At 59.8% G+C, this 12,776-nt stretch carries 12 protein-coding genes; 7 read left to right on the top strand and 5 right to left on the bottom strand.

The window, feature by feature from the left end:
• On the bottom strand, window positions 1-1,411 hold a 1,411-nt coding region (locus tag QM659_RS16290), incomplete at its 3' end, for a beta strand repeat-containing protein (RefSeq protein WP_415189232.1).
• A gap of 658 nt (window positions 1,412-2,069) precedes the next feature.
• Here QM659_RS16290 and QM659_RS16285 point away from each other — a divergent pair.
• The 4 genes from QM659_RS16285 to QM659_RS16270 all read left to right on the top strand — a co-directional run bounded on the left by QM659_RS16285 (window position 2,070) and on the right by QM659_RS16270 (window position 5,061).
• Window positions 2,070-3,116: an alpha/beta fold hydrolase gene (locus QM659_RS16285; RefSeq protein ID WP_415189231.1), complete on the top strand. Its 1,047-nt coding sequence runs from the start codon at window positions 2,070-2,072 to the stop codon at window positions 3,114-3,116.
• 63 nt (window positions 3,117-3,179) lie between these two features.
• The gene (locus tag QM659_RS16280) at window positions 3,180-3,833 is read left to right on the top strand and encodes a DUF938 domain-containing protein (RefSeq protein ID WP_415189230.1); all 654 of its coding nucleotides are present in this window, start codon (window positions 3,180-3,182) and stop codon (window positions 3,831-3,833) included.
• Between the two features lie 146 nt (window positions 3,834-3,979).
• Entirely contained in the window at window positions 3,980-4,696 is a 717-nt protein-coding gene (locus tag QM659_RS16275) for an SDR family NAD(P)-dependent oxidoreductase (RefSeq protein WP_415189229.1), read from the top strand.
• 17 nt (window positions 4,697-4,713) lie between these two features.
• Window positions 4,714-5,061: a YdhR family protein gene (locus tag QM659_RS16270; RefSeq protein ID WP_415189228.1), complete on the top strand. Its 348-nt coding sequence runs from the start codon at window positions 4,714-4,716 to the stop codon at window positions 5,059-5,061.
• Between the two features lie 200 nt (window positions 5,062-5,261).
• On the opposite strand, the gene panC is transcribed toward QM659_RS16270, so the two are convergent.
• From panC to rplU, 3 genes are all read right to left on the bottom strand, one after another.
• Complete coding sequence (gene panC, locus QM659_RS16265; RefSeq protein WP_415189227.1) at window positions 5,262-6,119, bottom strand: pantoate--beta-alanine ligase; 858 nt, start codon at window positions 6,117-6,119, stop codon at window positions 5,262-5,264.
• Between the two features lie 216 nt (window positions 6,120-6,335).
• Window positions 6,336-6,596 (bottom strand): 50S ribosomal protein L27, encoded by a 261-nt coding sequence (gene rpmA, locus QM659_RS16260; RefSeq protein WP_127076856.1) that lies wholly within the window; start codon window positions 6,594-6,596, stop codon window positions 6,336-6,338.
• Window positions 6,597-6,626: 30 nt separating this feature from the next.
• Window positions 6,627-7,085 carry a 50S ribosomal protein L21 gene (rplU, locus tag QM659_RS16255; protein ID WP_415189226.1) on the bottom strand — a complete coding sequence of 153 codons (459 nt, stop codon included), beginning with the start codon at window positions 7,083-7,085 and terminating at the stop codon, window positions 6,627-6,629.
• Window positions 7,086-7,805: 720 nt separating this feature from the next.
• Here rplU and QM659_RS16250 point away from each other — a divergent pair.
• Both QM659_RS16250 and QM659_RS16245 read left to right on the top strand, forming a co-directional pair.
• Entirely contained in the window at window positions 7,806-8,147 is a 342-nt protein-coding gene (locus QM659_RS16250; RefSeq protein ID WP_127076854.1) for a hypothetical protein, read from the top strand.
• Between the two features lie 277 nt (window positions 8,148-8,424).
• A complete protein-coding gene (locus tag QM659_RS16245) occupies window positions 8,425-8,922 on the top strand; it encodes a MarR family winged helix-turn-helix transcriptional regulator (protein WP_013418885.1) in 498 nt (165 codons plus the stop codon).
• Between the two features lie 282 nt (window positions 8,923-9,204).
• Here the strand turns inward: QM659_RS16245 and QM659_RS16240 are convergent, their stop codons facing one another.
• Complete coding sequence (locus QM659_RS16240) at window positions 9,205-9,720, bottom strand: hypothetical protein (protein ID WP_415189225.1); 516 nt, start codon at window positions 9,718-9,720, stop codon at window positions 9,205-9,207.
• A 671-nt stretch (window positions 9,721-10,391) separates the two neighbouring features.
• On the opposite strand from QM659_RS16240, the gene QM659_RS16235 reads away from it, so the two are divergent.
• Window positions 10,392-12,638 carry a PriCT-2 domain-containing protein gene (locus tag QM659_RS16235; RefSeq protein WP_415189224.1) on the top strand — a complete coding sequence of 749 codons (2,247 nt, stop codon included), beginning with the start codon at window positions 10,392-10,394 and terminating at the stop codon, window positions 12,636-12,638.
• Window positions 12,639-12,776 lie beyond the last annotated feature (138 nt).

The raw sequence follows: 12,776 nt of genomic DNA, 5'->3' as shown, positions 1-12,776 counted from the left end.
AGCCCGACGCTGCGTTCCGGTCGCCGCGGACGAGATTGCCCGAGCCCGTGCCCGATGCGCTGTTGTCCGAGCCGTCGACGAGGTTGCCCGTGATGAAGCCCGAAGCCGCATTCCGGTCGCCCCGAACGAGGTTACCGGAGCCCGTGCCCGACGCGCTGTTGTCGCTGCCTGTTACCCCGTTGCCGGTGATGAAACCTGTCGCGAGATTGCGGTCGCCTGTGACGAAATTGCCGCTGATATCACCCAGCGTGGTATTGAACGACCCCGTCACAAAGTTGCCCGACGCGTTGCCGACAGCCTTGTTGCTGTTGCCGGTCACGCTGTTGCCACTGAAAACGCCAACCGCGAGATTGCCTGAGCCGTTTACTCCGTTGCCGCTGAAGTTACCCAGCACGGTGTTGTACGTGGAGCCATTCGCATAGCCGTTGCCCGAGGCATCCCCGATTATTGTGTTATTCTGGACGTTGTCGCCGGAAAGATTGCCCGAACCGGTGCCGATTATCTTGTTGTTTTGAAAATTCTGGCCGTTGCCGGAACCGGAAAGGTTTCCGACGACAAGGTTGTTCGAGTAATTCGCGCCGTTACCGATAGCAGACGTATTGCCGATAATCGTGTTGTCGGCGAAGCCGGTCTGATTGAGGCCACCAGAGCCATCGCCGATGATCGTGTTCCCGGTGACGGAGCCCAAATTGCCGCTGCCCGAGAGGTCCCCGATAATCTTGTTACCCGTAACCGGGCCGACGAGGTTCAGGCTTCCTGACCCATTGCCGATGATCGTGTTGTTCTGAACATTGTTGCCGTTGCCGCTGCCCGAATTATCGCCGACGATCCTGTTTCCGGAAACGGTGACGGTTTGGCCCGCCCCGTTCAGGCTGCCGGAATTGTTACCGAGAACCGTATTGTTGCTGATCGTCGCGTTGCCGCCGAGAAGGCCATTACTCGAAAGCGAGTTGTTTCCCTGAACGTTGTTGTTGGAGATGTTGGCGTTGCCGTCCGTTAGCGACGTTCCGTTCAGGCTAAGGGAGTCGGTGCCCTGCACGTTGTTATTCGTGAGCGTCGCATTGCCAGAGAGGCCACCAACACCGTTTCCGCTCGCGGAATTCCCCACAACCGTATTGTTGGTGAGAACGGCGGTTCCCGACGTCAAGGGCAGCAGCGACGAATTACCGTTGTTGCGCAGCGCTTCCGCGCCGTCGACGGTATTGCCGGTGCAGTTTAGGCTGCTACTGCCTCCAAGTCCGCCTGTGCCGTTGGTCTTTCCGGCGTTGGTGCCGGTGAGAGTATTCGTGGCGCCCGAGCAGTCCGCTGCCAAAGCAGGTGCGCTTGCCATGGCCGTCAGTGCAGCGGCGCTAACCCCGGCCGCGAGCGCATAACGGAGAGTGCTGAGTATCTGCACTTTCTGGTTTAACATCGACTTTCTCCAAAAGATTTCGCCGGGCGCCGGGCATTGCCAGTCATGCTTCAGGCGAATGCGGCCTATGCGATCCCGAGAAAAAAAGATCAGAGTCTCCTATGCGCAGCAATTTATTATGCACTTTAAAGTAGAAGTTTTGCCCTAATGTTGGCAAATAGTCACGCCTCTAGGTTGTAAATACAACTTATATTATGATTAACGGGTATTATGACGCAACCTAGACGACCAATAGATAGAACAATAGCTCTTTGACTGCCGCTTCCATGGCCTGATCTCCGGCGACGAAAAGAGCCCACCTCGCCGTTTCCGACGCTTCGAGATGTGAGGCAGCGGTGCCTGGGAGGCGCGGCCGATCGCGCGCCGACCCCGAACGCCCCCTTTGAGAAAATTTTTCGTGATCGCCGCCAACTTCGGCTCTCGCGGGAGCTTGCGTTTCTTCAAAAGCGGCATTTTGGCGGAAGGCTTGCTCCGTTCCATGGCATACACGCGACCGCAATCGTGTTCCGAAGATCGCCAGAGTAGCCGCGTTGCTTTCGCTATCGCGACCTTGTGATGCGCGGCATTTTGTTCATAATATTAATCGGCATACTAGACATGCGGCCGCGGCTTCCCTCCGGGAATGCGTTGCGGGCTGCTTATCCCGGGGCAAAAGCAGGTGGCGGAAAGCTATTACTCGCAAGATATTCACGGGCCGTTCCAGATCGCCGATATCGGCGATTTCGAACTCGAAAACGGCGGGAAGCTCAGAAATCTCAAACTGGCCTACGCAACCTTTGGAACGCTGTCCGCGAAGAAGGACAACGCGATCCTTTTTCCGACCTGGTATTCGGGCACGAATAAGGTTCTGGAGCAGTCCTATATCGGTGAAGGACGCGCACTCGATCCGGCGCGCTATTTCATCATCCTTGTGAACCAGATCGGCAACGGCCTTTCGAGTTCGCCCAGCAATACGCCGATCCCCTTCAACGCCGCCGCTTTCCCGAGCGTTACCATCGGCGACGATGTGCGTGCGCAGCACAAGCTCGTCACCGAAACGTTCGGCATCGAAAAGCTCTCCCTCGTGCTCGGCGGTTCGATGGGCGCGCAGCAGACCTATGAATGGGCCATCCGCTTTCCTGACGCGGTGAAACGCGCCGCTCCCCTGGCCGGACTGGGCCGCGGCACGCCATACACCAAGCTTCTCGTGGACACATTCATCGAAGCCATCGCCAGCGATCCGGCCTTCGATGGCGGGTGGTACGCGGACGGCGCCGCCGCGCAGCGCGGCCTCCGCCGCCATGCGCACCTGTTTGCCGCTTCAGGTTTCTCGCCCGCGCTTTACACGCATGAGCGATGGCTTGAATTGGGCTTTTCATCCGCCGAGGACTTCCTGCGCGGCTTCGTCGAAGCGCACTTCCTGCCGCAAGATCCCAACAACCTCATCCTGCTCGCCCGGAAATGGCGCGATCACGATGTCGGCCGTAACGCTGGCGGCAGCCTGAAGGAAGCGTTTGCCCGGATCACAGCGAAGACTTTCGTCATCGCCATCGAAAACGACGCCTTCTTCCCGCTGAAAGACGTCGCCGCCGAGCAGGCCCTGATTCCGAACAGCGAACTGAAGCTCGTCGCCTCCGACTGGGGCCACCTCGCGCTTTTCGGAACCGAAGGCGCCTATCGCGAGACCGTCGACGGCTATCTCAAGGAGCTTCTGGCAGCCCCCTGATGCGGTATCGGCTCGCGCGGAAATCAAAAGCCCCCTCCCCTCCTTCCAGAGAAAGGACGTTTCATGACACTTCCCGAAGACAGGCCTCCGATCGACCCTTATCCGTTAAGCCCCTACGTGGCCTGGGCGGGGAGACGCAATCGCGGTCCGATCCTCGATGCTTTCAAGACCCTTTTTCCGGCTTCCGGCGATGTTCTGGAGCTTGCTACCGGGAGCGGTCAGCACATCAATTTCTTCGCGCCGAATTTTCCGGGGCTTCGGTTCCAGCCGTCCGATTACGATACGGATGTCTTCCCGACGATCCGCCGGAATCGGGACGAAGCCGGTAACGCGAACGTTCTCGATCCGGTGAAGATCGATCTCACCGACCCGGCGACGTGGCCCGAGGCGCGGGAGCCGCTTTACGACGTCATCTTCGTCATCAACATTTTTCAGGTTGCGCCCGTCTCCATCGCCGACGGGATCGCCGCGCTCGCCGCGCGCACCCTCAAGCCGGGCGGCTTCGTGGCGATCTACGGACCGTTCAAGATCGACGGGGCTTATACGACAGCCTCGAACGAAGAGTTCGACAAGGAAATCCTTGCGGCGAAAGTGCCGGAATGGGGCCTCAAGGATGTGCGCGATCTCGAAAAGGCGGCAAGTAAGCACGGGATCGTTCTGAAGCAGCGGCTCGATCTCCCCACCAACAATTTCATCCTCGTTTTCGGCCGGGAATAGCGCGGGTATCGCCCCCGAAACAGAGCCGGTTGCCTCGGGTGGCAGCCGCTGCAATCGACCCCAAATCCCGGGCGCAGGCTGGCAGCCGCGCCCAGGGAAGGCTTTTAATGGCGAAACAGGTTTCAAAGAAAAGATCGAAGCAAGGCGTGGCCGTTGTCGCGGGCGTCGGCGCGCCGAAAGGGCTCGGTGCCGCGCTGGCGAGACGGTTCGCATCGGAAGGTCTTCACGTTTTCATCGCCGGACGAACTCTTGAGCGGCTTGAGGCCATCGCCGGCGCCATAAGCGCTGCTGGTGGCTTCGCCACGCCTGTGGTGGCCGATGTTACGCGCGAAGCCGACGTGCGACGCCTTTTTGACCTTGCGGACAAGAAGAAGTCGCTCGAACTCGCGGTCTACAATGTCGGAAACAACATCGCGCTCCCGCTGCTCGAAACATCCCCCGAAACGTTCGAATCCCTGTGGAAGCAGAACGCCTTCGGGGGCTTCCTTTTCGGGAGCGAGGCCGTTCGGCGACTGGCGTCGCGCGGCAAGGGAACCCTGATCTTCACGGGCGCAACGGCATCGCTTCGGGCTCGGCCGCCATTCGTCGGATTCGCCTCGGCGAAAGCCGCCTTGCGTGCGGTCGCGCAAGGGCTCGCGCGCGAGTTCGGCCCGAAAGGCGTTCATGTCGCCCATGTGATCGTCGACGGTGTGATCGACGGCGATTATGCGCGCGGAAAATTCGCCGCCTACGTCGAATCCAAGGGCGAGGGCGGCCTTTTGGAGCCCGACGCAATCGCGGATGCCTACTGGACGTTACATCGCCAACACGACAGCACCTGGACGCATGAACTCGACCTGCGCCCGTTCAAGGAACCGTTTTAACCCAAAGGAGAACCCCCGTGAGCATCAAGAAAGTGTACCTGTACGCCGAGATTCAGGTTGCGATCCCGTTCAAGGACATCGACTGGCCCGCCATCAACGTCGCGATGAAGAAGGAAAAGGGGCTGAAGAGCAAGACATGGCTCTCCGGCATCAACACCCACAGCATCGGCGGCTTCTATGAATTCGACAGCGTGGAAAACGCGAAGGCTTACGCCGAAGGCTACCTCGCGGCGGCAGCGAAGCAACTCGGCGGAAGCCTTTCGGTGAAGCTGTTCGATGGCGACGTGGTGGCCGATGCGAGCCGCGAGATTGCCTCGCCCTATTACGCCGAAAAGAAAGAAGGCAAGAGCGACAAGAAGAAATAGTCGGGCTGTCGGTAATGCCTCCGCAGCGGCGAATCGCGAGCTTGCGTGTGATTTGCCGCCGCTTTTTCTGACGCCCTCAATCGGGGCGGGTGCTCCCGCAGTACTGCGTTTCAGACGCGCAAGTTTGCCCGCGGTGCCAGCTTCAGCCTTTCACGACAGATGGACGAAGTCCTGCATGAAGCCGCATCGGATCGGCCGCATCATTCGGGGATGACGGCGACATTGTCGATGAGGCGAACTCGGCCGAGATAGATGGCCGCGAGCACGCGCGCAGGCTGACGCACCACGCCTTCGAGCGGAAGCAGCGTCTCGGCATCGCGAATTTCGAGATAGTCGACACGGAACCCGGCGCCTTCCAGCCGCGCCTGCCCCTGCGCCAGCGTCTCTTCCACCTCACGCTCGGCGACGAGATCGGACGCCATGTCCGCGAGCACGGCGTGAAGCTGCGGAGCCAGCCCGCGCTCGCGCGCATCGAGATAGACATTGCGCGACGACATGGCGAGACCGTCCGGCTCGCGCAGGATCGGGCCAGGCACGATGACGATGGGAAAATTCAGATCCTTCACCATGCGCTTGATGACGAGCAGCTGCTGGTAGTCCTTCTCGCCGAAAACGGCCACATCGGGCAGGCATTGGAGGAAGAGCTTCGCGACGATCGTCGTCACGCCCGAGAAGAAATGCGGCCGCGAGATGCCTTCGAGTGTCTGCGTGACGCCTGCCACCTCGACGCGTGTCGCGAAATCCGGGGGATATATTTCATGCACGTTCGGCGCATACATCGCGTCCGCACCGCCGGCTGCGAGCTTGTGCCAGTCCTGCTCTTCGGTGCGCGGATAGGAATTGTAGTCTTCGTGAGGCGCGAATTGCGTCGGATTGACGAAGACGGAAACCACTACGCGATCCGCGAGCTTCCTGGCGAGCCTGATAAGCGACAGGTGCCCCTCGTGCAGGGCCCCCATGGTTGGCACGAGCGCAACCTTCTCGCCCCGCTTGCGCCAGCCCGCAACGGTCTTGCGCAACTCGCCGGCAGTCCGGATCAACGGTAACCGATTGCTCATCTCGTCCGCCCCTCACAAATGCGGCTTGCTCGCCGGAGCGGAAAGCGCCGCGGCGGCGCAAGGTTTCTTTCCTCGGGCGGACGCCTCGGCGCAGGGTTCGCGCGCTCGGCGTAGCCGGGTCAGTGTGCGGCAGGCGGAACGAGCCGCCGACCGCGTTATTTGCATGAAGCCCTTGGCGCGAAACTATCGGCTTTGCCGCGATCCGCCAGAGCTTCCTTATTCGCCCGCGTCGACGACCGAGACGAAGGTCCGGCCGTTGCTCTTCGCCTTGAACTCCACGACACCCTCGCGGATCGCGAAAATCGTGTGGTCCTTGCCAAGGCCGACGCCCTCACCCGGATGCCACTGCGTGCCGCGCTGGCGAAGGATGATGTTGCCGGAGATGACCTTCTCGCCGCCGAACTTCTTGACGCCGAGGCGGCGGCCTTCGGAGTCGCGGCCGTTACGGGACGAACCGCCTGCTTTTTTATGTGCCATTGTCCTGTGCCTCTATATCTTGCGCCGCGATTACTCGGCCTTGTCCGCTTTCTTGGCGCGGGGCTTCTTCGGAGCCTCCTCGCCGCCTTCCGCCGGAGCGGCTTTCGCCTTCGCGGCCTTTTTCGGAGCTTCTTCCGCGGGCGTGGCTTCGGCGGCCTTAACGGGTGCCTTGCCATCCGTCAGGATGTCGATGATGCGCACGGTCGTCAGAAGCTGACGGTGGCCGTTGCGGCGGCGCGAGTTCTGGCGACGGCGCTTCTTGAAGATGATGACCTTGGGGCCCTTGCCCTGCTCGACGATCTCGGCGGCGACCGCCGCGCCATCGACGAGCGGCGCGCCGAACTTCGGCTCGCCTTCGCCGCCAAGCGCCAGAACTTCAGCGAAGTTCACCGAATCGCCTGCGGCCCCTTCAATTTTCTCGATCTGAAGCACGTCCTGCGGCGCAACCTTGTATTGCTTTCCGCCCGTGCGAATAACGGCGTAGACCATGGTTTCCCTATCGTTGTAAGCGCACCGATCGGCGCCGCGTCACCTGAATGTCAAGGTCGGCGGACTTGGTTTCTCGAATGAGAGGGGGCCTTAGGTCGCGCGGATGTCACGTATCAAACGCTAAGCGGCTTATATCCGGCCTTTTGAACGGAAAGTCAACTTGCCGGTCAAGGCGTGGCGCCCTCTTTTTGGGGCGCCCGTTTCTCGTCGCTCGGCTCGAAAGCTTCAGTCCCGCCAACAATGGCGGTCGACAGTATCCGCGCGGCGTAAGGTCGGCTGCGAGTACAGCGCTGGAGTCAACCCGCCTCGCGCTATGAAACGTTTCCGCGCAAATGCCTGCGTGCTCCCGCCGTTCCCAAGCAGGGCGTAGTCTTCGATGTATTTTGTCATCAGTTGATGTCGGTTAACCGCGCATGAAATGTGGAAGGCGACAACCTCAGGTTCTTTTGTTTCTTCGCGGGATCGTGCGCGGCAGGCGCGCGCGCGCGGTCATCTGCGAATTTACATACCCTCGCCGCTTGCGAATGAGGCGTCGAGACACCAAATAAAGAACGTCGTTAAACGTGGCAGCCCGAAAATCCGGCTTGCCGCGAAACTTCGGCGCGAGGCGTGCGTCCCTGTGCGTGTCCTAGCCACGCCGCATGCCGCAAGCGGTCAAAGCCCGCGATCGCGCCGACCGGTACGGTTTTGCATGAGAAGCAAGGAACAAGGACATTTCTGATGGCCTCATCCACGAAAACGAAAGCCGCCGATCGCTTTGCAGCCCTTCAGAAGCGCGATCAGGCCGTCCGGCATGACATCGAGGCCGCCGCTCGGCTGCGCGCTGAGAAAATGGCAAAGCTCCGTGCGTTGAGGCTGGCGAAAGAGGCCGAAGAGGCGGCTGCCCAGAAGAATGAGGCCGAGGCGAAGGTCGAGGCCGCTTCCGCAAAGAAAGCCGCGTCGAAGGCTCCAAAGGCCGCCGCCGCGACGGACGAAAAGCCCAAGGCGAAAAAGGCTGCCTCCGTCAAAGGCGAGACGACAAAGAAAAGCAAGGCCCGCGCCGCCGCTCCCGCGCCGCATTAGGCGAAGTTTGACGACAACGATCCGCGAAAGGAAAGGCGCACGGCGCACCTTGCGAGGTCACGCCGGATCGTCGTCGTAAACTGCCTGCCTTCTCGACGGCACCCTTTGACAAAGGAGCACATCGTTAAAATTCAACCCTCGAAGTAAACCGGTTGTGCACCCCTCCGATTGCATTGCCTTGCAATATTTCTCGTAAAAGTTGCTACAATTAAGGTGATTTTTACGGATCGCCTCTAGGTTGTCCGCAGGCCCTTATGCAACTCAGGATGGTTGGCCAATGATCGCCGATTTCGTACGCGTCCAGCCGGACGACCAGTCGTTGAAATCCAATTATCTGGTGACGCTGCGCATGATCGAGCGGCTGCACCGTCTTCTCCTCGACCTGATCAAGGACGAGTTCGAGCGCGTCGGCCGCACCGACGTCAACAGCGTGCAGGCCCTCCTGCTCTTCAACATCGGCGACGTCGAACTCACCGCTGGCGAACTGAAGACCCGCGGCCTGTATCTCGGCTCGAACGTATCCTATAATCTGAAGAAGCTCGTGGAAAGCGGCTACATCCACCACCAGCGTTCCCGCACAGACAAGCGCTCCGTGCGCGTGAAGCTGACCGACAAGGGCAAGGCCATTTCCGAGATGGTAAACCGCCTGCTCGAACGGCAATTGAATATGCTGGAGAAGGTTGGCGGCGTCTCGGTGCCCGATCTCAAGCACTTCAATCAGATTTCGGTGAAGCTCGAACGCTTCTGGGGCGACCAGATCCGCTACCAGCTCTGAGCGATCCATAGTCCGCGCTCGTCACACCGCTCCCGGCACGGAAGCCCCGTGCCTTACGGGGGCTTTTGCGGTTGCGGGAAAGGCATCATGTCAGAGATCCCGAATCTCAACCCCTCGTTGCGGGTTCTCGCCGCCGCGTTATTTCCGAGGGTCAGCGTCCCGCGCCAGGCATGCGGTTTAGGGCTTTTCCCGTTGACCTCGGCGCAACGGGAAATAGCCTCTAACTACCTGTTTTTGCTTCATTTTTTAAGCTACTCCATGCATCGCACCTTCAAATGTACCTCAATTTGCGAGGGATCGAGCGAAATCGCTTTTGAAATCGACGATCTTCGACAGGGTAACACCCCCGATGAGGATACCCTTCGCCTTCTTGTCCTCGGCCTCAATATCGGTTGATGGACCTCTGAGGACGCCGTGACGCTCGATGAGCTGCGGCGGTATCACGTACATGTCGATTGAACCGATGCCTGTCTGAACAACGCCGATCACGGTACACTTCGCATATTCATTCGTCACGCTGAAGCGAAGCTTTCCGTTCTCTTGCAGCTTCGCGAGAGCTATGGCAAGCGCGCGCTGGCGATTGCCGAGGATGGCGTAGACGTCAACGAAGCTGCTTGGCTCATCCGCTTCGGGGAAGGCGCAATGGCCGCCAGCGAGCTGGATGAAGCCTGCGATGAGATTGGCAGCGGCACTTTCTGCGAGGACGCGCGCGGGCCGCTTCTCCATATCGAGTTCGGGTCTTATCCCGAAGGCAAGCCACCCGTAATCCACCGATAGAAGCTCGGCCAGCGCCTTCATCTTGTCGTTTCGCGGGATGGTTTCCCCGGTATGCCACTTCCGAACGGTCTCTCGCCCGACAATTATGCCGAACCGAGCCTCGAGCTCATCGCGAATCCAGCGATAGCGCCCTCTTGAAAAATCCGGAACTGCCGGATGGTTCTCGCAGACGTCTTCGAAACGCTTGGCGAAGGCTTTGTGGGGAGGATCGTCCCTCTCAGCTGGGCCTTCTTGCATCGGGTCTTCTCCGTTGTCACACCGGAAGCGGCATAGAAGAGATGCCTCAATATGTCAATTATAACGTGTCACATGCATTGATCGAGCAGGGACTAATATAGAGCAGCGTTCCAGGATCGTCATGAGCGCCACGTATGCTCCCCTATAAAACTTGACGTAACCCGTTTCAAGTGACACGTGTCGTCGAAACGGCGCGTAGGGACCAGTGGCCAAATGGCTAGTCAGAGGGAAACGAGACGGCCGAATCGAGGCTCGGATTCTACCTTTGGCTTCCGGCTCTACGCTGACCGTCAAGAAGCTTACCCCGTACATCAACTTCGGTTGAGCGGGCGCAGGCTCGCTATCGTCAACAAAAATCGAGGTATGACGAATGATCGAGGAGGTCAAACCTCTCGTCGAGGCCGGTTTCGCCGTCATTTACTACGGCCTAAGTCGAAGATACCTGCGAATGACGGTTGGTCCGAGGCTCCGGTTTACACGTTCGACCAGTTGCGGAAGCTCTATCGGAAGGGTCAGAACCTCGGAATCCGGCTCGGGAAGCCGTCGAAGGTCGAAGGACTGTACTGCATGCCATCGACCTCGATATCCGGGTTCCCGAGACCAAAGACGAGGCTCTGGATCGCCTCGACGAGCTGATTCCGGGCGTGGATTTGAAGGAACTGCCGCGCGTGCAGTCGGGATCGGGCGGAGCCTCGCGCCATTTCCACTTTCTGACCGAGGACGCCTTCCGATCCAAGAAACTCGCCCACAGCAAGCACAAATTCACCGGCGACGACGGTAAAGAGCATTGGGAATGGGAAATCGAGCTGTTCGGGACCGGAAAACAGGTCGTTTTGCCGCCGAGCATCCATCCCGACACCGGCAAGGCTTACAGATGGGTGCTCGAACCTGATCTGAAGCACGGAATACCGCGAATCTCGGCCGACCTCATCGATGATCTGGTCGGCGGCGGCGAAAGCACCGGCTTCTATGAAAATTCCGAGCCGCTGAACCTCACCATCGACGAGGCCCGCGACTATCTCGACGCGATACCGGATTGGGCCGATGACCGGGAGACATGGGTTCGCGTCGGAATGGCGCTCAAACACGAATTTGCCGACGACAAGGCCCTCATCAAAGATGCATGGGAGCTGTTCGACGAATGGTCGCGGCGCGGATACGGCTACAACCGCGCCAAGAACCTCGCCCAATGGCGGGGCTTCAAGTTCGACCGGGAGGAACTCGTCACCATGCGCACCATCGTTGCCGAGGCGAACGACCGCGCCCTCTACGAGACCATCGACGAGCTTGAGGACGAGGACGGCCCACCAGCGCCGCCGAGCGCGAAGGTGCTCATGTCGATGTTCGACGATCTCGACGGCCCTCCTGCGCCGTCGAGCGGTCAAGATGCAGACCCTTACACCATGCTCAAGCGCGAGGGCGTCCCCGATCACGTCCTGAGCATCCCCGGCGTGCTGCAAGAGGTCGTCGACTATTACAACGCCACGGCGATCAAGCCGCAGCCGCAGTTCGCCGTACAGGCGGCGCTCGCCTTCGGATCGGTCGTGCTCGGCCGACATTGGTCGACGAACCGCAAGAACTTCACGAGCCTGTACTTCCTCAATCTGGCTCCTACGGCGGGCGGCAAGGAGCACGCCAAGCGAGTCATCGAAGAATTTCTGACAGAGGCCGGTCTCGACACCCTCACCGGCCCGAAGAACTACGCGTCAGAGGCCGGTGTCTTCTCGACGCTCCTGACTAAGCCGAGACACATCTGCATCACCGACGAGTTCGGTCGCTACCTGTCATCGGCGCGCGGCGGGGCGGGAAACGCCAACAAGTCCGAGGCGCAAAGCGCGCTGATGGAGGTGTTCGGCCGTCTCGACGGGATGTGGCAGACGAACGGCTACAGCACGCGCGGCATGACGAAAGAGCAGGCGGACGCTCAGAACAACGCGAAGGTGGTGCGACCCGCCCTGACGCTCCTCGGCATGACCACACCTCAGAGCTTCTACGATGCGCTCGGCCAGAAAGACATCCTCGACGGCTTCCTCAACCGCTTCCTGATTGTCGAAAGTCCGCTCGGACGGCAGTCGAGTCGTGAGGTCGATGATAGCGCCTTGCCGAAGCGCGTCGTCAGATGGGCGCGGCAGAAAGCATGGGAGATCGGAGGCGACGATGATGACGGCATGCGGCCGATGGTCGAGCCGTCATTCGCGCCTGAGCCGGTCCTCGTCCCCTTCTCGAAGGCATGCGGGCCGATCCTTGCCGAGATGGAACAGGCTGTGAGCCGGGAGATGGATCGGCTCGACGCGTGCGGCATGGCCGAACTCTACGGTCGAACGCGTGAGATCGCGATGAGGATGTCTCTTATCGTGGCGGTGAGCGACGACTGCGACGTGATCAGGCCGAGGCATCTCGAATGGGCGCGCGACTACGTCTTCTTCTATCAGGCCCGGATGGCGAAACTGTTCGAGGGCAACATCGGGAAGACCGACATCGAAAAAGCGTGCGATGCGGTCTGCGAATATCTTGAGACGTGCGGAGACGAAGGCGCTCCCGAGCATCAAATCTCCCGTCAACGGCGAAAGAAATTCGGGAAATTGTCGACGAGGGAACGCGACGAGGTGTTCGCCCTTTTGCTCCGCGACCGTCGAATCCGGGTGACGGATCGCACCGCGAAACGAGGTTCGAAAAAGCCTTGGTACGCGCTCGTGAAATAAAACAACCCCGCTTCGGCGGGGTTTTTGTTATCCTTTGTCCGTTTGCGCTAATTTAACCTAATTAGCGCTAGTTATTTTGGTGTAAACCATTGATTCATAAGGGTTTTTTCGATATTAGTGTATTCGTGCAAATTAGGT

It is taken from the genome of Rhodomicrobium sp., assembly GCF_047605405.1.
Taxonomy (GTDB): domain Bacteria; phylum Pseudomonadota; class Alphaproteobacteria; order Rhizobiales; family Rhodomicrobiaceae; genus Rhodomicrobium; species Rhodomicrobium lacus.
Note: the sequence above shows the minus strand (reverse complement) of the source record. Positions and strands in the feature narration are given on the sequence as shown.

Bases quoted from the DNA above. Each gene is read 5' to 3' on its own strand.
- QM659_RS16280 (WP_415189230.1), top strand. From the start codon at position 3,180: ATGACACTTCCCGAAGACAGGCCTCCGATCGACCCTTATCCGTTAAGC.
- panC (WP_415189227.1), bottom strand. From the start codon at position 6,119: ATGAGCAATCGGTTACCGTTGATCCGGACTGCCGGCGAGTTGCGCAAG.
- rpmA (WP_127076856.1), bottom strand. From the start codon at position 6,596: ATGGCACATAAAAAAGCAGGCGGTTCGTCCCGTAACGGCCGCGACTCC.
- rplU (WP_415189226.1), bottom strand. From the start codon at position 7,085: ATGGTCTACGCCGTTATTCGCACGGGCGGAAAGCAATACAAGGTTGCG.
- QM659_RS16250 (WP_127076854.1), top strand. From the start codon at position 7,806: ATGGCCTCATCCACGAAAACGAAAGCCGCCGATCGCTTTGCAGCCCTT.
- QM659_RS16245 (WP_013418885.1), top strand. From the start codon at position 8,425: ATGATCGCCGATTTCGTACGCGTCCAGCCGGACGACCAGTCGTTGAAA.
- QM659_RS16240 (WP_415189225.1), bottom strand. From the start codon at position 9,720: ATGAAGGCGCTGGCCGAGCTTCTATCGGTGGATTACGGGTGGCTTGCC.